Source organism: Paenibacillus selenitireducens (genome assembly GCF_002021565.1).
GTDB classification, from domain to species: Bacteria; Bacillota; Bacilli; order Paenibacillales; family Paenibacillaceae; genus Paenibacillus_K; species Paenibacillus_K selenitireducens.
On the sequence record NZ_MSZX01000020.1, the window covers coordinates 44031 to 64258 of the forward strand.

At 42.3% G+C, this 20228-nt stretch carries 19 protein-coding genes; 13 read left to right on the forward strand and 6 right to left on the reverse strand.

Annotated elements, in window-relative coordinates; translation table 11 throughout:
- Positions 1–15 precede the first annotated feature (15 nt).
- From BVG16_RS29710 to BVG16_RS29720, 3 genes are all read left to right on the forward strand, one after another.
- The gene (locus BVG16_RS29710) at positions 16–1155 is read left to right on the forward strand and encodes an exo-beta-N-acetylmuramidase NamZ family protein (RefSeq protein ID WP_078502826.1); all 1140 of its coding nucleotides are present in this window, start codon (positions 16–18) and stop codon (positions 1153–1155) included.
- Positions 1156–1185: 30 nt separating this feature from the next.
- A complete protein-coding gene (locus BVG16_RS29715; RefSeq protein WP_078502827.1) occupies positions 1186–2100 on the forward strand; it encodes an N-acetylglucosamine kinase in 915 nt (304 codons plus the stop codon).
- A gap of 177 nt (positions 2101–2277) precedes the next feature.
- Entirely contained in the window at positions 2278–4239 is a 1962-nt protein-coding gene (locus BVG16_RS29720) for a GTP-binding protein (RefSeq protein ID WP_198957557.1), read from the forward strand.
- A 41-nt stretch (positions 4240–4280) separates the two neighbouring features.
- Here BVG16_RS29720 and BVG16_RS29725 read toward each other — a convergent pair whose 3' ends face one another.
- Positions 4281–4946, reverse strand: a complete 666-nt coding sequence (locus BVG16_RS29725; RefSeq protein ID WP_078502829.1) for a TetR/AcrR family transcriptional regulator — start codon at positions 4944–4946, stop codon at positions 4281–4283.
- A gap of 196 nt (positions 4947–5142) precedes the next feature.
- On the opposite strand from BVG16_RS29725, the gene BVG16_RS29730 reads away from it, so the two are divergent.
- Positions 5143–5901, forward strand: a complete 759-nt coding sequence (locus BVG16_RS29730) for an SDR family oxidoreductase (protein WP_078502830.1) — start codon at positions 5143–5145, stop codon at positions 5899–5901.
- 132 nt (positions 5902–6033) lie between these two features.
- Here BVG16_RS29730 and BVG16_RS29735 read toward each other — a convergent pair whose 3' ends face one another.
- Entirely contained in the window at positions 6034–7002 is a 969-nt protein-coding gene (locus BVG16_RS29735) for an ABC transporter substrate-binding protein (RefSeq protein WP_078502831.1), read from the reverse strand.
- Between the two features lie 223 nt (positions 7003–7225).
- On the opposite strand from BVG16_RS29735, the gene BVG16_RS29740 reads away from it, so the two are divergent.
- Positions 7226–7798, forward strand: coding sequence for a TetR/AcrR family transcriptional regulator (locus tag BVG16_RS29740; protein WP_078502832.1), 573 nt, complete (start codon positions 7226–7228; stop codon positions 7796–7798).
- A gap of 83 nt (positions 7799–7881) precedes the next feature.
- Here the strand turns inward: BVG16_RS29740 and BVG16_RS32995 are convergent, their stop codons facing one another.
- Both BVG16_RS32995 and BVG16_RS29745 read right to left on the reverse strand, forming a co-directional pair.
- The gene (locus BVG16_RS32995; RefSeq protein ID WP_158081836.1) at positions 7882–8034 is read right to left on the reverse strand and encodes a hypothetical protein; all 153 of its coding nucleotides are present in this window, start codon (positions 8032–8034) and stop codon (positions 7882–7884) included.
- Positions 8035–8082: 48 nt separating this feature from the next.
- Positions 8083–8739, reverse strand: coding sequence for a hypothetical protein (locus BVG16_RS29745; protein ID WP_078502833.1), 657 nt, complete (start codon positions 8737–8739; stop codon positions 8083–8085).
- A 169-nt stretch (positions 8740–8908) separates the two neighbouring features.
- On the opposite strand from BVG16_RS29745, the gene BVG16_RS29750 reads away from it, so the two are divergent.
- The 3 genes from BVG16_RS29750 (at position 8909) to hcp (ending at position 11716) form a co-directional block, all read left to right on the forward strand.
- Complete coding sequence (locus BVG16_RS29750; RefSeq protein WP_078502834.1) at positions 8909–9439, forward strand: accessory gene regulator B family protein; 531 nt, start codon at positions 8909–8911, stop codon at positions 9437–9439.
- 67 nt (positions 9440–9506) lie between these two features.
- Entirely contained in the window at positions 9507–10193 is a 687-nt protein-coding gene (locus BVG16_RS29755; RefSeq protein ID WP_078502835.1) for a DUF7002 family protein, read from the forward strand.
- 230 nt (positions 10194–10423) lie between these two features.
- Positions 10424–11716, forward strand: a complete 1293-nt coding sequence (gene hcp, locus BVG16_RS29760) for a hydroxylamine reductase (RefSeq protein WP_078502836.1) — start codon at positions 10424–10426, stop codon at positions 11714–11716.
- Between the two features lie 149 nt (positions 11717–11865).
- Here hcp and BVG16_RS29765 read toward each other — a convergent pair whose 3' ends face one another.
- Together BVG16_RS29765 and BVG16_RS29770 are read right to left on the reverse strand one after the other, a co-directional pair.
- On the reverse strand, positions 11866–13191 hold the full coding sequence (locus tag BVG16_RS29765; RefSeq protein ID WP_078502837.1) for a sensor histidine kinase: 1326 nt from the start codon (positions 13189–13191) through the stop codon (positions 11866–11868).
- Entirely contained in the window at positions 13184–13915 is a 732-nt protein-coding gene (locus BVG16_RS29770; protein ID WP_078502838.1) for a LytR/AlgR family response regulator transcription factor, read from the reverse strand. Before BVG16_RS29770 ends, BVG16_RS29765 begins: the two co-directional genes overlap by 8 nt.
- Before the next feature lie 208 nt (positions 13916–14123).
- Between BVG16_RS29770 and BVG16_RS29775 the strand changes: the two genes are divergently transcribed.
- The 5 genes from BVG16_RS29775 to BVG16_RS29795 all read left to right on the forward strand — a co-directional run bounded on the left by BVG16_RS29775 (position 14124) and on the right by BVG16_RS29795 (position 20211).
- Complete coding sequence (locus BVG16_RS29775; protein ID WP_078502839.1) at positions 14124–15035, forward strand: ABC transporter ATP-binding protein; 912 nt, start codon at positions 14124–14126, stop codon at positions 15033–15035.
- A 52-nt stretch (positions 15036–15087) separates the two neighbouring features.
- Entirely contained in the window at positions 15088–15837 is a 750-nt protein-coding gene (locus tag BVG16_RS29780; protein WP_144027538.1) for an ABC transporter permease, read from the forward strand.
- Between the two features lie 159 nt (positions 15838–15996).
- Positions 15997–17754, forward strand: a complete 1758-nt coding sequence (locus BVG16_RS29785; RefSeq protein WP_078502841.1) for an ABC transporter ATP-binding protein — start codon at positions 15997–15999, stop codon at positions 17752–17754.
- Positions 17735–19153: a radical SAM/SPASM domain-containing protein gene (locus tag BVG16_RS29790; RefSeq protein ID WP_078502842.1), complete on the forward strand. Its 1419-nt coding sequence runs from the start codon at positions 17735–17737 to the stop codon at positions 19151–19153. Before BVG16_RS29785 ends, BVG16_RS29790 begins: the two co-directional genes overlap by 20 nt.
- The gene (locus BVG16_RS29795) at positions 19150–20211 is read left to right on the forward strand and encodes a TIGR04066 family peptide maturation system protein (RefSeq protein WP_158081837.1); all 1062 of its coding nucleotides are present in this window, start codon (positions 19150–19152) and stop codon (positions 20209–20211) included. The genes BVG16_RS29790 and BVG16_RS29795 overlap by 4 nt, the downstream gene beginning before the upstream one ends.
- Positions 20212–20228 lie beyond the last annotated feature (17 nt).

Below are 20228 nucleotides of genomic sequence, written 5' to 3' on the forward strand. Positions count from 1 at the left end.
GCGAAGGAGGCCATGATGATTCGTAACGGTATTGATTGCATCGGAGATTACGTCCATCTTTTGAGAGGGAAACGCTTGGGGTTGATTACGACGCCGACGGGGTTGAACAGCGAATTCAAATCGACGATTCAAATTCTGCATGAGCAATTTAATCTTGTCGCATTGTTCTCGCCAGAACATGGTGTGCGCGGCGATCAGCCCGCGGGAGCTCAAGTGGACACGTACACGGATCCGATGACAGGCATTCCGGTGTATAGCTTGTATCGCAAGGATTCCAAACGGCTCAGCAGAGAAATGCTCGATGATGTCGATATGGTCGTATATGATATTCAGGACGTTGGAGTTCGGTATTATACGTTTATCTATACCATGTTATACGCGTTAGAAGATTGTGCTGCGGCAGGCAAGGAATTTGTTGTTCTGGACCGCATAAACCCGCTGGATGGGGTGACCGTGGAAGGAAACATCTTAAAGCAAGGGTATCAATCCTTTGTGGGGAACTATCCGTTGTGCGTTCGTTATGGGCTAACACCTGGCGAGATCGCTACGATGGTGAATGATCAGATGAAATGGCATGCTCCATTACATGTAGTTCGTTGTGATGGCTGGGCGCGGGGAATGCAGTTCCCGGATACGGGACGTTCATGGGTTATGCCGTCTTTGGGGATTCCCCGGTTTGATACAGCGCTCTTGTATCCTGGGACCTGCTTATTTGAAGGAACGAATATTTCCGAAGGAAGAGGAACGACTGCACCGTTCGAAATCATTGGCGCACCGTTCATACAAGCTGAGGAACTTGCGAATGAGATGAACAGCAAGAAGTTTCCTGGCGTGATCTTCCGCCCTGTGTATTATCAACCGACATGTTCGAAATTTCAAGGGGAGCTATGCAGCGGGGTGCAGATTCATATCATCGACCGTCATACGGTGCAACCGCTAGCGATAGGCGTCACGCTCATGTATACGATACAGAAGAATTATGAAGCCTTTTCCTTTTTGCCGCCGATCCAAGAAGGGTCAAGACCTTTTATAGATCTATTAGGCGGCGACAACGTGTATCGCGAGGCGTCTGTAGATGTTCCTCGACTTCTGGAGCAATTCCGAACGGAGAGTGAAGCGTTCGCTCAAATGAAGCAGCCCTATCATTTGTATTAAGCCTGAACAGCTATAAAAGGACGTGAGCAAATGTTGAGATATGTTGCCGGGTTGGATGGAGGCGGCACGAAGACTGCGGTAAGCATTGCAGATGAAACCGGTCGTATTGTGCATACCTTTCGTTCTGGTGCATTGAACTTTAATGGTCAAGATGAAGAAAGTATCGGAAATAGTTTACAGTCTATTTTTGCAGAAATAGCAAGGGTTTGTGGCAGTATCGATCATTGTGTTCAAGTCTGTGTAGGTACGGCTGGTGTTAGCAATCCTACGGTACGATTAAGATTAGAAGCCATGGTTCGAGCAACCGGTTACCAGCATGGCTTATGGATTACAGGAGATCAAGAAACGGCTTTATGGGGTGCGCATGGCCGCCCGTACGGGATCATCCTCATCGCAGGAACCGGGTCGATCTGTTATGGCAAAAATGACAGCGGATTAACTCATCGTGCTGGCGGCTGTGGATATTTGATCGATGATGAAGGCAGCGGCTATAGTATTGGTCGAGATTTGATCTCGGCATTGGTACGTGCCCAAGATGGCCGATTGCCCGAGACGTTGATCACCCGATTGGTGTATGAACAACTCGGGGTGTCCTCCTTACAGCAGATCATCGGATTCGTGTATGACAAGGGAACCAACAAGAAGGATATTGCTGCATTGGCTCCGATTCTATCGGATGCCTGCTTGCAAGGGGATACAGCAGCACTGCATATCGCGAGCAAAAGCGCACAATCTTTGTTGGAGTTGGCCGAGCCGGTGGTGGAGCAGTTGATGATGCAGCAAGCGAGTCTCGCGATGGCCGGTAGTGTTTTATTGGAAAATACGTATGTTCAGCGTGCGTTCGTCGACATGCTGAAGCAACGTTATCCGAAGCTGAACTGTATCACACCACAGAATGATGCATCTACAGGCGCGGTTCTGATGGCGTTAGATCAATTGCAGTAAATGACCGAGTCACTAGCTTGTAGCTATTTCAAAACACTAGCTTCGGGCTAGTGTTTTTTGTCGTTCCCAGAGAGTCCATGGGAAGGTAGTTTGAAAATCATTTGAGCTGAAAGCCAACGACGGCTAATATTAGAATATGAACACGAGACAGGATGTGGTAAGGCAGTGATGATACCCATGAACAAAACAATAGGGTTGTTAGCTCATGTCGATGCGGGTAAAACGACATTTGCGGAACAACTCCTTTATCATACGAATAGTATCCGCAGTCGAGGCAGGGTGGATCACCAAGATGCCTTTCTCGATAGTCATGCCATGGAGAAAGCACGCGGAATTACGATCTTCGCGGGTCAAGCCGTCATGACCTACAAAAACTCAACCTATTACCTCATGGATACGCCGGGACATGTTGATTTTTCAGCAGAAATGGAACGGGCAATACAGGTCATGGATTACGCGGTTGTCATTGTGAGCGCTGTAGAAGGCGTTGAAGGACATACGGAAACCGTGTGGCAGCTGCTGGAGAAGTATAACATTCCAACGGTCTTATTCATCAATAAAATCGATCGAAGCGGTGCGGATGTATCGGCGGTATTATCCGAAATCCACGCCCAACTGACACCGCATGCGCTACACGTCAATGGATCTTTGTTGCATGGGGAGATGACGGAGGACGTTATTCTATTTACGGCGGAGCGGGATGAAGAATTGTTCGAAGCTTACGTTGAGGGGAAGGCGCGTTCCTCACAAGTGACGGAATCCATGGCTCAGCTCATTCAGGAACGCGCACTCTTTATGGTGATGAGCGGATCCGCTTTATTAGATCAAGGGATGACCGAATTTATGGAGAATGTCGAGCATTTGACCCGTACTGTGTATGATGATAATCAGGCTTTTGCAGCCAAGGTATTCAAGATACGTCATGATCCGCAAGGTTCCCGTGTCACGTTTATGAAATTAACGCAAGGACAGATGTCGGTCAGGGATGAGTTGACTTATACGAACGGGAACGGCGAAGAGATGACGGAGAAGATCACTTCAATCCGGGTCTATAATGGAGATAAATATACGATGGCAGATTATGCAAAGGCAGGGCAGCTGATTGCCGTAACTGGACTAACGCAAGCGCGTGCTGGAGATGGGCTTGGATATCTGGATACCCGAGCGGAGTATCAATTGATTGCAGCACTCAAGTCGAAGGTGATCTATCCTGCAACCTATTCTGTGCGGGAAGTGCTGCATTGCTTTCAAGTATTAGATGCGGAGGACCCTTCCCTTCATGTGACATGGGATGAAGGACTTCAGGAGCTGCATGTACATGTGATGGGCGCGATACAGCTTGAGGTTTTGGAACAGGTTGTTAGAGAGCGTTTTGGGATGATGGTCAGCTTCGGAACGCCAGAAATATTGTACTATGAGACGATAACGAAAGAGTCGCGGGGGTATGGACATTTTGAACCGCTAGGGCATTACGCGGAAGTCCACTTGAAGCTGGAACCGGGTGTCCCGAACAGCGGTGTGGTCGCCATGAACGCTTGCCATGCGGATGATCTGAGTAATGGCTATCAACACTTAATCTTGCAGCATGTGACAGAAGCAGAGCATCACGGACTATTAACAGGGTCACCGCTGACCGATGTTATCGTAACGTTGATGACGGGGAGGGCGCATAATAAGCACACCAGCGGCGGTGATTTCAGGGAAGCGACCCGCAGAGCCTTACGTCAAGGATTAGAACAGGCTGAGATGGTGCTTCTAGAGCCTTATTATACGTTTAAAATTAAAGTGGATTTGGTTCATATCGGAAGAGTGATGTCCGACATTCAGCAAGCACACGGTTCTTTTGACGCACCGGAAATGTATGAGGATAAAGCCATTCTGACAGGAATCGCTCCTGTAGCAACCTTTATGCAGTACGGACTGGAGCTGGCTTCTTTCACGAAGGGCAAGGGGGCTCTTACGCTCCAACTGGCCGGATATCAGCCCTGTCATCAAGCGGAAGCCGTGATTTCTGAGCGGAAATATGATAAGAATGCCGATCTGGTGTATACGTCTTCCTCTATTTTTTGTTCGAAAGGACAAGCATATAGCGTACCTTGGACGGAAGCGGAACGTCATATGCATATCCGTGATAAATAATCGGATCTAATTGATTAAGCGCACAGATGTGTTTTGAGGCATTATTTTGCATGGATATCATCCGGACGATCGCCTTCTTGATGAAGTCCCGTAGGGTGCGGCATTTGTCTCTTCGTTCGATAAACGGTATTCATCCGACGATCCTGAAGGAACGCAAGCAATTGTTTTGCCATATATTTCGCGGTGTATTTATAATCATCCTGGATCCACTCCATAATCATGCCTAAAATGGCGTAGGCTTGATAGCTGGCATACAACTCATAATTGATGTCCGGATTGGACTGCCAATTATCGAGATCTTGTAGAGCGAGTTGCTTCAATTCATTGCCGATTCGAATCTGAAACCCGGATAATGCTCTGGATTTCATGACAAGGGTGTAGAATGTCGCATTTTTCTCCACATGATCAAATATTTTAATGGCTGAAGAGGTTAAGTCTTTCAAAGCAAATGTATCGGTATGTTGATACGGCTCACGATAGGATGCGATGAGATCCGTGATGACATCATCTACGATCTCGTCTAACAGTTCCTCTTTATACTGATAATGTTTATAAAAGGTTCCTCGATTTAGGTTCGCTCGGAGGACGATGTCTGTAATGGTGATTTCTTTGAAATCGTTCGTCTGCATTAACGAGAGCAGGGATTCTTGTAGAGCCATCTTCGATTTTTGAATTCTTCGATCCGTTGTAGTTGTTTTTCTAGGCATAATGATGCTCCTTTGTGCAATATTACGAGTTCGTGTACGAAACGAGACATATCTGTTCGTTAGTCAACAGGTGGGACTTGTTTTGCTTATTGTAAAAAGAGTCTATGATTTATTATACTATAAATAGTTAAATAATGAACATTTGTTCAATAAAATTAACTTTGGAACATCATTTGAGAATAGGGAGGACATACACATGAAACTTCAAGATAAGGTTGCAGTCGTTACTGGAGCAGCATCAGGAATGGGCAAGGCGATTGCTGCGCTGTACGCTGCGGAAGGGGCCAAAGTCGTTGTCTCCGATATAAATTTAGAAGCTGCTCAAAAAACCGTTGAAGTGATTCAATCGAACGGCGGCGAAGCGATCGCAGTGGCTGCGAATGTTACGAAAGAAGAAGATATCCAACAGCTCATTGACACGGCTGTGAGCACGTATGGCACCTTGGATATTTTAGTGAATAATGCGGGAATCATGGATAATTTTGTCCCTGCGGCAGAAGTAACAGATGAACTTTGGGAACGAATTTTTGCTATTAACACAACAGGTCCGATGCGTGCAATCCGCAAAGCGCTTCCTATTTTCTTGGAAAAAGGAAACGGAGTCATTGTTAACGTAGCCTCGGCAGGCGGATTGATGGGCTCAAGAGCGGGAGCAGCATACACCTCTGCGAAGCACGCCGTTATCGGATTGACGAAAAACGTAGGGTTTCAATATGCGACATCCGGTATTCGTTGCAATGCGATCGCTCCCGGTGCGGTGAATACGAATATCAGTACTTCGATCAATCAACCGAATGAATTTGGGATGCAGCGGGCGATGGTTGGAATGAACGTTAACCCAAGAGTGGGTGAATCTGAAGAAATTGCGAAAGTGGCCTTATTCCTGGCTTCGGAAGATTCTAGCTTTGTGAATGCAACCGTTGTTACGGCGGATGCCGGCTGGACCGCGTACTAAGATTGTGAAGTCATTGTGAATTGTGATCGAGCCTCGAATAGATGAGATTTATTATCTGTTTGGGGCTTTTTTGTACAAAAAAACTGTCAGCGATGAGTTGAGATTTCCCATCGCTGACAGCTTCATTCGACATTATACATTCAATTTCTCAAACCGAGCTTGAATATCCTCGATTAATAGCTTCGCGGCGATAATACCGCCTGCTGTATTCCAAATCGGCTCGTTCACGTTAAAGGCTCGTTGGTTTTTAACGACATTCAGGTTTTTTCCTAAGGGACTCTCCAGCCATTCCTTTGCCGTTTTCGTGGCACCCGTCTCACCCTCACGATCCGAAGTGAAGTAGAAAAATACGTCTCCATCAAGTTCTGGAATTTGCTCGTTGGTAATATCGGCGGAGAATTCATCTTTGTTCTGCGCTTCTGGACGAGTGAAACCTAATTGATCCAAGATGATGCCTGCAAAGTTGTTTTTGTAGTATACGCGCACTTTCTCTGGTTGAAACCTTGCCAATGAAATACGCAACTTCGTTTTATCGCCGAGCGCTGTTTTCGTCTGCTCGATAGATTGATGATATGAATCTACAATAGCTTGCCCTTCGGCTTCTTTATTGAGCGCTTGTGCATACAGTTGAAAATTCTCAATCATGCTGTCACCGAGATTTTCTGTAAAAACAGTGGGCGCGATGCTGGATAACTGCGTATACACTTTTTCCTGTCTAACCTTCGTTCCTAAGATAAGATCAGGTTTTAAGCTGGCAATGAGTTCAAGATTCGGCTGCGTTTCATCGCCAATGACCTGTACACCGTCCATTTGATCTTTGATATGATCATACCATGGATTGCCTATCCAAGACTTCACCGCGGCGACGGGTTTAATCCCTAATTCCAAGAGGGACTCTGTGCCTTGATTCGTTAAAACAACGATGCGCTTCGGGGTTCCTGTAATTTTGGTTTCGCCCATCGCATGTTTAATGGTACGGGCAGGCGCTTCATTGCTGCTTTCTTCCGATGAATTGACTACATTTTGATTAGCGCATGCGACAAAGAGCAAAGACATGGCAATGAGTAGGGTGAAGGCCACCCATTTTTTTGATCTGAACATGAAGTACGTCCCCTTTCGTTCACGATGTTACAATAATGATTATCATTATCAATTGAAAAATCACAGAGATCCCCCTCATTTGATGTGAAGAGCTACTTTATCAAAGTAATGTGACATGTGTAACATGTGGTATAGTTGTAACATTAATATAAATATATTTTTCATGCAATGTTTCATCGGTTAATCATGATAAAAATAGACAGATATAAGGATGTGTCACACTTTGAATGGGCAGCCCAACAAGCTAGCTTTAAGGTCGCAAGAATGGATCCAAACCGCATTATTTCAACTCATGGAGAAGAAACCGTACTCTCACATATCGATCACAGAAATTGCAGATCGGGCAGGGCTTGCGCGGCAAACCCTTTATCGTAATTATCAAGACAAGGACGATATTCTGTTGAATTATTTAGATAAATTCATGAAGAGAATGATGGAGGATGTTAGTAGTATATTTGAAGTCAATGAGGAGATGTTCGTTACACTGTTTCGCAATTGGAGACTTTACGCGCCTTCCGCATTGATACATAACATCGTTATCAAAGATCGAAAGATTAGACAGCTTATCTATAAAAGTATCTGTGATTACTTCGATCAGCTATTCAACAGCATTGCACCAGAACAAGAGATCATAGAAATGCCAACGAATACGTACAAATTATATGCCCATAAATCCTTGTCTTCGATTGTACATTTGATGCTAATTGAGTGGACAATACATGAATTTCATCTGACACCGGAAGAAATCGGACGGTTAGTGAATGATTTGACCGCTTCGATCCGTTCTCATGTATAGGTCCTATGAAAATGACGCAGTAAAAAAAAGGTATGTTCTTCTCAAATTCATGAGAGGAACATACCTTTTTGCGATGATGTCTATTATTTTTGCTTTTGCTTTAAAGTGTTTTGAGCTTTTTTTTGTTTTGATGGATCATGAAAAAAGATGATAGGTTTATCATCAGACTTTGGATCGCCAATCGTACTCGCTAACTTCGTGAATGAGTTTGTGATTCTATTCGCTAGTTTTTTCATGAGTTAATTCACCCTCCTTTCCTGATATTTGTTATGGAATATTACGTTTTATATCCAGCTGTCCTTGGTCTCCTCTTTGTGTTGTAACATGAGGAATACGGTAGTTACGGACAGCAAAATCGTTAGCGAAAGAATGATAAAATGAATATGACTAGCAAACCGGTTAAAGATGATGAACGAGATAACGATGAAAAAGGCATAGACGAAAGACGAAATCGTAAAAATTTTTAATCTTGAAGTATTGGAAGCCTTTAAATTAATGCCGCCGTTAAATAGTTTTATATAGGAACAAATGGCTAGTACAATAAAGACAGACAAGATTCTCATGATATATCCTTTTGACGTAACTTGTGTGGTTTCTGCAAGGTCCATATAGCCGGTCGTAACCGTTACCGTAGCGATAATGAATTGAATAAAGATGTTTGTGATGTACCCGACACATGCATGAAGCAGGGCGATATACCATTTTTTCAACGCGAAAAGGTACCGAAGTACTATGGATAAAAAAAGAATCCGGAACAATAAATTCGTCGTGCTATTGGAAAAAAACTCGATAAATAAGGAAAATATCGTCATGAAACCTGCAGCTAGCAGAATTTTGAATATATTTTCTTTTAGACGCTGTCTAAAAATAGACAAGGAAAGAACGATTAAAGATGTAAATTCTAAATAATATAATGATACTTCAGTACCTTGCTGAAACATAGATTCATGCCACCTTAATTATGTATGTATCTGAATCATACGACACGTTTCTACAAGATTCAATCTTTTTTGCGTGACCTGTTCAGGAATATTATTAGGGAAGGAAAGAGAGCTGCAAAAGTTGAGATTTTAGGATAATTAAACAAATGAATAGGGGGATGGTTGCACCGTGGTCTATTACTTGGCAGGCTTATTGACGAGATGGATGATGAGAAAAGACGTGGACGGCGTGTATGACGAGGAGCACATCGATATTGGGAATAAAGTCATCGTGAACTTCATCCTCATCGTCTTGTTGACACTCGTGATTTCCCTTTGGGCCAATACGTTCTGGGCGACGCTGGCTGCAGCCTTAGGTTTGTGCATGATCCGAAAGTATTCGGGTGGACATCATTTACCGTCGTCGGATCTTTGCGTTCTCTATACGTCTTTGATATTTGTGGCAAGTCCGTGGATTGCCGGTTATTTCATGTCGGATTATGTGGTGTGGGTCGATGTCATCACCCTATTTCTTACGTTGTCATTATCGCCTTTTGGGACGAAATTTGATTTCATTCGGCCGCAGCATCTCAAGCTGAAGCTTCTTTCTTGTATTCCGATCGTCCTGAATCTATTATTCTTTCATTGGAACGCAGTAAGTGTGGCGATGTTAATTCAAGGCCTCCATCTGTTTACGAGCGAAGAGAAAACGTATGGGTGAGAGGTTTGAATTACACACGTTTTTGGAATCCTATGAGTAGTTAGGTGTACAGAATCGGAGTGGAATCATGCGAGAAACGATCATTGCTACAATCACAAAAACCAACAACAGAACAAGTCTTTATCACTTTACGAGGGCAAGCAATTTACAGGCAATCGTGCATTTTGATGCTTTATTCGCAAGCAATAAGATTCATCCATGGTCCATCGGTGAGCGGCGCGCGGAGCCAATCCAAGTGAACTATCAGGATTACGCGATAACGATAAATTCTCATATCAAGATTCCTGATGTAATGATTGATCCTGCCAACACACAGGAACAATTTCGAGCTTGCCTGGATCAGCATGTGTTTTTTTGGCCAACACTAAAAGATTGCCGAAAAATGATGGACACGTATGCGCGAAGGGAACCGGAAGAGAGGTTTGTCGTCTTAGAAATTGATGCGTACTCCTTATTATTTGATTATTATCCGGTCGTTAAAATAACGAAATATGATTCGGGCAGTTCACCACGGTTTCCGGCCCGCTGTTCCTATAAGAAGAGCCGGGATATATTCCTACCATTACAACATTTCAAAAGCATCGTGAATAATACCGTGCCAACAAAAGCCTCCGAGGTTCGGGAAGTTCTCATTGAAGAGCAGGTTCACAATCTGTCTAAATATATTCTTGCGATTTATATTGAAGATATCGAAGACATTCCAGCATGTTGGAGAGGGCTAGGGAAGCCGATCGCAGATCTGCAAGACGTGTAATCATTTCAAATACGTTGGGTTTTTACCTAGCGTTTTTTTGTGTACAAATTATAAAAAATGCCACACACAGATCATATGAGTTATACAAGTAAGGATGATGGGGAAGCTGCGATCGGGTTCATAAATTGCAACGATATCGTTGCAAATATTGTGTGTGTAATCACACCTTGGGGATTATCCCTCTGTTACGCTGAGGTTACGAATGATGATCCATAGGGGAGGATAACGATATGTTTTGTTACCAGTGTGAACAAACGCCAACTGGCGGATGCACCGTTGTTGGGGTGTGTGGCAAGAACGAAACGATAGCGAGTTTGCAGGATACGATGATTTTTGCATTAAAAGGGATTGCCGCGTATGCGACACATGCCAGACAATTAGGGTACAGCGATCCTGAAGTGGATCGTATCACCCACGAAGCCTTATACATGACCTTGACCAATTCCAACTTTAATACGCAGGAGCATCTGGATATGGCGATGAAGGTTGGAAATGCTGCGGTGCGGATTATGGATGTACTGGATCGCGCACATACGGATCGTTTTGGCATTCCACAGCCAATCACCGTCAGCCAGAATAAAATCGAAGGCCATTGCATTGTGGTCACAGGACATAATCTGTATGCGCTGGAGGAATTGCTGCGGCAGACGGAGGGAAAGGGCATCAACATCTATACCCACTCGGAAATGCTACCCGCCCACGGTTATCCAGCATTGAAGAAATATGCACATCTAAAAGGGAATATCGGTAAAGCCTGGTATGATCAGCGAAGACTGTTCGAGCAGTTCCCCGGTGCTATTCTAGCAACCACGAACTGTGTCATGCCGATTAAAGGTACGTATGCGGATCGCTTTTTCTCTTATGAAGTTGCTGGTCTGGAAGGCGTCGCCAAGATCTTGGATGACGATTTCACCTCACTAATTGAACGTGCTTTATCGCTGCCAGCGGCCGATGTGGAGTCAGAGCAGGTGCTTACAACCGGATACCATCATGAAACCGTGATCGGTCTCGCTCCCGAGATCATTCAGGCTGTCAAAGACGGGCATATCCGCCGCTTTTTCGTCATTGCAGGCTGCGACGCGCCAGGCAAAGGTGGCGAGTATTACCGTGAGTTGGCGACTTCCTTGCCGAACGATACGGTCATTTTAACCACTTCTTGCGGTAAATTCCGCTTTAATGACGTAGATTATGGCACTGTAGGGAACACAGGTATTCCGCGTTATATCGATCTAGGGCAATGCAACAATTCCGGATCTACGGTAAAAATCGCTTTGGCTTTAGCTGATGCATTTGGCTGTACCGTGAACGAGCTGCCCGTCAGTATCGTACTTTCTTGGTTCGAGCAAAAAGCGGTCGCGATCCTGCTAGGCTTGTTCAGCCTAGGTATTCAGGACATTCGCATCGGACCGAAGCCGCCTGAGTTTATTTCGTCTGGCGTGTTGGAAGTGCTAGTAGAGATGTTTGGATTGAAGTTGATTACTACGGCCGAGGAAGATATGAATACGATGTTGGCGCTGTCGTAGGCAGGACAGAAGTTGAGCGCTAAAGTATTACATCATAGAAGAAGGTAATGTACTACCGGAAATATACGTGGTAAATACCGCTAGTGAGGGTATCCCAGAAGCCATTTACATGACTTTTGAGACACCCTCTATTTTGTTGTTACTTGATATTACAAAATGACATCTACTGGCTCGAAATGCTGCGAAGCTCGCTGAAATTGATGTGAAGTTTCAATATTAAATAGACAAAATTCGATTTGAAAAAGCTGATTCTCATAAGAGATGTCCCATATGCCATCGGACTCTTCGACGATCTTTTGAACGCTTTTTAGACCGATGCCATGGATACGCTTATTGTTTTTGGTAGACGTTAGCTCTCCGTAACGATTTTTACGTATCTTGTGCTGATATGGATTTTGGATTCTGATGAATAATGTTTCATTCAGGTAATGCATCTGAAATTTGACGTAGGGCTTGGCGATTCCAGGTTGATTGCAGGCTTCGATTGCATTGTCCAGTGTATTTCCCAGAATAATGCTGATTATAGAGGTGTTAAGCTCAAGCTGGGGCGGAATGCTGATATCCAGGTAGAAAGAAATACCCAGCTTCTTGGCCACTTGCTCTTTGTAATTGATGATCGAATCGATGAGGATGGACCCGCTGTTGCAGCTACCCGAAGTTTGTTCAATGATGCCAAGAAGTTTGTCCACCTCTTTTAAGCTCGTTTTTCCTTCGCCTGCCTGTAATTGTGCGCGTAAGCCCAATAAAATATTTTTGAAGTCATGCTGGAACTTGAAAACTTCTTCCTGTCTTTCTTTTGTAAGCTGATACTGGTTTATATAGTATGAGTTTTGCTGTTCCAGTAGGTAGTTTTTATGGTGAGCCGATTGTATGCATAATACACGATCACATAAGAGGATGATCAGAAAATTAATTAAGAACATTCCACTGGAAATAACGGGATAAAAGACTGGATAGTTTCGGAGAGTTAAGTTGTCGTTTAACAGAACAACCCCGAAGATACTTATGAACGGGAAACAGACCAGTCCGATCCAATACCATATACTCAGACTGCCGGCACCAAATGATTTGGTAAAACGAGTGGTCATTTGCACCAATATAAACATCATAATTTTGGATAAAAATAGAGAAATGATATAGCCGCTGGTGGTATACACGGCCGCCATGGCCGCATCGGACAGTACAATCAAGGCAAATATAAACAATGCAGCGCCTATGCGCCATTTTACATTTCCTTTATAGAAAAAAGACAGGAGGACAATGCAGCCTGTATTGAGGCTGATCAGCCATAAACTAGGGAATGGGCTGAAGTGCAACAGCAACACAAACAAATAATAGACACTGTATATTACATGGATCACCAGTTTGGATTCCACACGGCAGACAAAGTAGCGGCTATAAAAATAATGGATGATAAACGGGAGAGCCACTAGTGTAATGGCATAAGCTAACTCCTCAAGAATGATATTATCCAATCAGACTCCCCCTGAATTTTAAATAACTCTTTTTTACCGCAGCATTTTGTTTCTCGCTGATCGGCAATTCCTCCCCGTTCATTAAAATGATTTTTTTGGAGTAGATCTGTTTAATATAGTAGAAGTTCACGAGATAAGACTGATGAATGCGAACGAAATGTTCCGCAGGAAGTTTGTTTTCTTCTTCCGATAATGTGCTGTAATATTCGATGTGACCCTCTACCGTGTGGAGAATTACTTTTCTGCGGTCACTGGCCAGATACATAATGTCCCGGATCGGAAACAGAACTTTGCTTCCCTTTTGGTGCACAGGCAGCAGCTTGGGTTTGTTTTGCTGGCGCTTTATTTTGTATATGACGGACATAAGCTTCTGTTCAAAGGATTCACCATGTATAGGTTTCTTAATGAAACCAGAGGGTTGGACATCAAACAACTGCACATGGTATTCTTCATGGCTGGAAACATAAATAAGCTGTACGAGGTCATTATGAACATCTTCTCTTAGCGCATACCCCGCTTTGATTCCATCCGTTTCTCTCATTTCAATATCCATAAATATAAGGTCAAAAGGACAGTCGTGTTGAATCGCTTTTGTGAAGCTTTCGCCCGAATAAAAAATCGATATATCTATCTTTTCTGTCCTATGAATTGAACTGTTTACGATCAAGCTCTCAATGTTTTCCGTTGTTGGCATATCATCATCACAAATTGCGATATGTATCATCCGATCCACTCCTTCCGTACTACAAATAATGATACATTATTTGGGGGAATAATCAATTTTAGCCTTCTATTTCGCTCCTTCGAAAGGTAAGAATTACATCTATTCTCTTATTTATTACCATTCGTAATAGATTTCACAAGTGACATGCTAACATGGTGCTAATAGATGAATGGCTTGACCTTATAGGAGTTTACAGAGGAGTGAAAGAATGAATACAACAATCTTTGAAGCGGAAGGGTTATCCAAACAATATGGCGAAGGCATGGCGCTTCAAAATATAAACATGCTGATCGAACAAGGGGATATCTATGGTTTTGTTGGGGAGAATGGTGCCGGTAAAACCACGCTGATGAAAATTATAAGCGGACTGGTATATCCAACCAAAGGGACCATTAAGCTTATGGGAAAAAGTAAGAAGCAGGATATTTCCCAAGCCAGAAAACAAATGGGGGTTCTTATCGAGCTGCCCGCGCTTTATCCCCATATGAATGCGGAAGAGAATTTAAGTTTTTATTGCAAGATCCATGGTATTAAAAATACAAATAGAATTAAAGAGGTCTTGAACCTGGTAGCGCTGTCTGACGTTGGAAACAAGAACGCATCCGACTATTCACTCGGGATGCGACAACGTCTGGCGCTTGCCATCGCACTTCTTAATAAACCAACATTTCTGGTTCTGGATGAACCTATTAACGGTCTTGATCCTACCGGAATCGTAGAGATGAGGAAAGTATTGGCTAGGCTGGCTCACGAAGAAGGAGTGACCATTCTCATCTCCAGCCACATTCTGAGTGAACTTCAGTTGCTTGCCACCAAATTTGGTTTTATCCACAAAGGCCAACTGATCAAGGAAGTCTCTGCCGAAGAACTGTTGCAATCCGCAGAAACGCAAATTTGTATTAAAACCACTGAAACGGCAGCGGCAATAAAAGTACTAGAAAATGACCTGCAAATCCATTCATTCACATTGTCGGGCTCTGGAGAAATTCTAATTCCCAAGGAATTGACGGATTTAGAACAGCTCATGTCGATATTTATCAAACAAGGGATTCCAATTGAGGGGATTAACCTGTCTACTGCGAACCTTGAACATTATTATATGGATCTGATAGGAGAATGAATCTATGAGGAATTTTTTGAATGCTGAATCTTATTATATGAGAAGGGATAGCATGTTCAGAGGAGTTTGTCTTCTGTTCATGATTGCAAGTACAGGACTGGCATTCTACATGGGGACCAAAGCCGGATTTGAGATCAATAATCTCGCATCGCCATTAACGATCCTGACGCCTTTATCTCTGTTTCTATATTTTATCATTCCGATCTACATTTGTTTTTTTACAACCGAAGGGTTTGAATACGGCTCTATCAAGATCATCCTAGCCGCTGGTCAGAGTAGATTTACCTATATCACTGGGAAATACCTTTCCATTCTCAAAGTAATCATCTGGTGGATCATTCAGTTTTTTGGACTTTTCTATATTCTGTATACGAGCGCAGCCATCATATCAGGTTCCAGCATTGGCAATCATAATCTGAGAATTGATTTGATCCATGCATTTCGTGTCATAGGATTAAATGTTCTGTATTTAGCAGCTTACGCCGCCCTGATCATGATGGTAGGAATAATGATTAAAAGAACAGCATCTGCGGTAGTAGCTACCTTTCTCATTATATTCGGCGACTTTATGATTAGCGGTTATTTCCGGGATGCTTCATCTGCTTTTTTACGCATGGTCTCCGGCCATACCTTAACCACGCTGATTATGAAGTTCTCCGGCATGTATATAGTAAATTCACAGCGTTTTGTGTTAACCGGCGCCCGGAGTTTTGTTGAGGTGATTCTGATCCCGCTGATCATAATAGCTGTCTGTTTGGCAGTCACCTATGTTTCGTTCGGAAAGAGAGATATCCACACATAGATCAAGGAGGGGATTAATAATGGGCATAAACGGAAAACCTTCCAGTACAATCATTATTGTCGGGGTATTGCTTGCCATTTTAATATTTTGTGTTCTCTTTGTCGGGATTGATATGGAATAACCTATGTTTCAGGACATGATTGCGGGGAGATATGTGAAATGAAACACAATGATCTGTGGATCAGCATTAGAGAATTATTTCACCCTTATCGAAAAAATATCTGGATAATCAGTATTGTTATGTTGATTACTTCTGGCGGTAGCTTCTTAACCCCTTGGCTGACCAAACAGCTTATTGATATAGGTATTATAAAAATGGACTTTAGCCTGGCTATGCAATATGTGGGGCTGATCTTTTTAGTTTTTCTAATCCAACAAATATTTGGTGTAGTTCAGTTCCACTACTATAAAGAGGTTAGTGTGAGAGTTCCTTACGATTTGAATAACAGAGCATGCAAGCATGTATTATCCATTCGAACTAAATTTTTTAAAGATAGGAATTTTTCCGTGGTGATGTCGGAACTCTTTCAAGATATCGCTAATATATCATCTTTAACGGATACTCAGTTTTTAACATCTTTTGTGAATTTATTTAAGATTTTTGCCGGTATGGCTGCATTATTTTATATCAATTGGAAGTTGACACTGGTCATGATCGCAACCATCCCGATCAAAATGTTGATAAGCAGTTTATTATATAAAAAACAAGTGGAAATCTATAAAATCATTATGCGGTTGCAATCACATTTCTCGGCTTGGTTAGGGGACGCTATCAGCGGTATCGTAGAGATTAAAGTATGGGGAATTATTGGCAATCGAATTACCAAATTGAAAGTAAACCTTGAGGAAAGTAAAAATGCCAAGTCCAAGCTCATGTTTTACGGATATGTCGACAACTTATCGAGCTCTTTTATGACTATAATGTTTACCTGCGCTCTTTATTTATATGGAGCCTGGCTAATCCAAAAAAACGAAATTTCGATTGGTGGTCTGGTTGCTTTCATTTCCTATTCTTCATTGGTATTTGAACCAATCAGTATTATATCTTATCTTATCACCCAGTTATCCAGCGTAAAACCGGCTTTTGAGCGATTCTTAAGATTTATAGGCACGGATGCCGAGATTGATAAGCCAGATGCAGTAGAATTATCAGACTCTACCCCCATCAATGAAATCAAGTTTGAGAATGTATCGTTGGCCTATGACCATGAGAAGGCTCTGGATCAGGTGAATTTCACAATTCAACAAGGAGAGAAAGTAGCGATCATAGGTTTAAACGGAAGCGGCAAGTCGTCTATTGTAAATTTGCTGTTAAGATTCTACGAGCCTACCGAAGGCAGCATTAAAATAAATGATAACGATATTCGAGAGTACACCTTCGAATCCTATCGCTCAGTATGGAGCTTAATGGCTCAAGACAATTATTTATTCAATGATACGGTGGCGAACAATATCAATATCTCTGATGAGCTTACAATGAAGGGAATATCTGAAAGTTGTAAAAAGTCAGGGGCATATTCATTTATACAAGAGCTTCCGGACAAGATGGATACCCGTGTTGGCTACAATGGAGCCAAGCTGTCAGGGGGTCAAAAACAAAAAATAGCACTTGCTCGCACATTGGCTCGTAACAACACGAAAATTCTATTATTGGATGAAGCAACCTCCAGCTATGATTATTATTCGGAGCAAATCTTTAACGAGGAATTGCTGTTGTCAAGCCGTTATACCATGACGATCATCATCACGCATCGATCCGAATTATTAAAAAGATTGGATAAAATCATTTATTTACATGGTGGTAAGGTAGTTGGAATCGGGAATTTTGATGAGTTGTATACATCTCAAGAAAGCTTTAGGGATATGATTACCGCTACTCAAAAGGAGGAAAAACAAAATGCCATTTATGCCTTTTAAAACTAGACCCAATCTATATTATGTCTATGATATGAATAGAAACAGCATCTATAAAATTAGGCAACATCAGTACGAAGCATTAAATCATATAAAAAACGGATGCAATGAGGATGTAGATATCAATGTGCTCAAGGAATTTCAAAGTAGAGGTTTGTTGGCCGAATCGCCAATCATACAAATTGAGCATCCGGCTACTCAAGTATTGGAATACCAGCTAGATCGATGCGTCAACTCAATCACTTTTCAAATGTCGCAAAATTGTAATCTGCGTTGCGGATATTGTCCATACTCCAATAACGGAATTTATGACAACCGGTCGCATTCGGCTCTAAATATAAACTGGGATACTTTGCAACAAGGGATTGATTTTCTTGTTTCCCACTCTAAAGATGTGGACCACTTGCATGTAGCTTTTTATGGAGGAGAACCCTTAATTGTAAAAAAACTAATCATAGATACGATGAAATACATGCTACAGAAAGTAAGCGGTAAAGAGATCTCATTTGGGATGACAACAAACGGAACACTTCTGGATGACAGCTTCGCCAGGGAAGTCAGCGATTTCAACATATCCATTATGATCAGTTTGGATGGACCGGAGGTGGTCCATAATAAAAATCGTACCTTTGCCGACGGGCGCGGGTCTTATGAGGCTGTTTATCGCAATATTAGACATATTCATGAGAATTATCCCCAGCTTTATAAAAAACTTAAATTCAACACTGTAATTAGTCCAAATAGCAATTATCAAGAAATTTTTGATTACTTTAGGAAGGGGGAGGAAATAGGTGATCTTTCTAAAGTCAATTTCAACACACTTTCCTTAAATTACACTGAGGCGGAGTTTATATATGAGGATACCTACTTTGAAGAACGGAACTATGAAGCGCTAAAAGCATATTTACTCCTTTTGGGGAAACTTAAAGAAGAACCAGTGTCCTATCACAAAGGGGATATCGAAACAATTTTTAGTTATAAAGAGTTTATCTCTCCGATCAGCGGGACTCCCAAAATATCGCATCCAAGCGGGACATGTGTTCCGGGATTAAAGAAACTGTTCGTGGATGTAAACGGGAATTTCTTTCCGTGTGAGCGTGTAGATGAAAATTCTTCGCTAATGAAGATGGGAAATGTTCGAGACGGTTTTAACATAGACAAGGTTCGAGAGATTCTAAATGTTGGATCGGTTACGGAAAAGGATTGTAAAGATTGCTGGGCCTTTCATTGCTGTTCCATATGTCCCGCTTCGGCAGATAACGGTAAAGATGAACATTATTCAGAAAGCTATAAACTGAGCAAATGCAATAGAGTTAAAGCGGTAGCATTAGAGAACTTGAAAAACTACACGATGATGAAGGAATTTAAATATCCGTTCAAAAGGGAGGAAATCATGTTGTGAAGAAAAAAATAGCGATTTACCCTTTCTATAAAGGGTTGCTGCCTTTATTGCTCGAGGATGGCGAGCTTCATAACTATGAGCTAACGTATGCCATTGTTCCCAAAGGCTGGGAATCCTTCGAGGAAGTAGAAGATAAGAGAAAGAACTTAATCTGTGATGAAGAGAGCTTTTATTCAGAAGACCTGATGAGTAATATTGATGTGCTGCTGTTATGTAAGCCGCTCTTTCAAGTCGATAAGTCAATATACAGCTGTATTACTGCACTTGCAGAAGAAAAGGGCAAGCACATTATTTATGTGCCTGAACTGGAACCGGTATTTAATCATTCGGGCTTGGAGGGTTGGGAATGTCTGGAGCTGGAGTCTTCTTGTACAACAAAAAGTAATGAGCTGGCGAGCATAGATGTTCCGGTCATTCTAATCATGGGAATGGGAGAGAACTGCGAGAAATGGGATGTGCAACTCAAACTATGTGATTCTTTTCGCAAAGAAGGGTATAAGATTAGTTTGATCTCCAGTAACCCGCTTTCCAGGCTGATGGGATATCATACGATTCCTTCCTGTATAGATAGTACCCACTTAACATTTACCCAACAGGTTGAGAATATTAATGCCTTTATTAAAAACATTGAACAAATTGAGAGTCCAGATGTGATTATTCTTGGAGTGCCGGGAGGTATACTGAAATATAGCTCTGCAGCTCCGAATGGGTATGGTTACTTGCCGTTTTTGGTCTGCAACGCCGTCGTGCCAGATATCACAATTTTAAGTTTGTATTGTGGAAATTATGAAGAAACTCATCTGAAAGAAATTAAATCTACTTGTTTGTACAGATTTGGAGTTAATATCGATTACTATCACATTTCCGAGAATGTTTGTCTCTACAATTCGGAAGCAAGACAGTTGGAATATTATTCTGTAGATCATACATATTTGGCGGAAAACATCTCCGATTTTCAGGCGGATATGCTGACTTTCAACAGTTCTAATTCGGACAGCAGAGAGGGTGTTTTCAAGAGAATCATGAGGGAGCTTCAAGACAATATTCCTGCAATTTAAAGGAGGGGAAATGATTA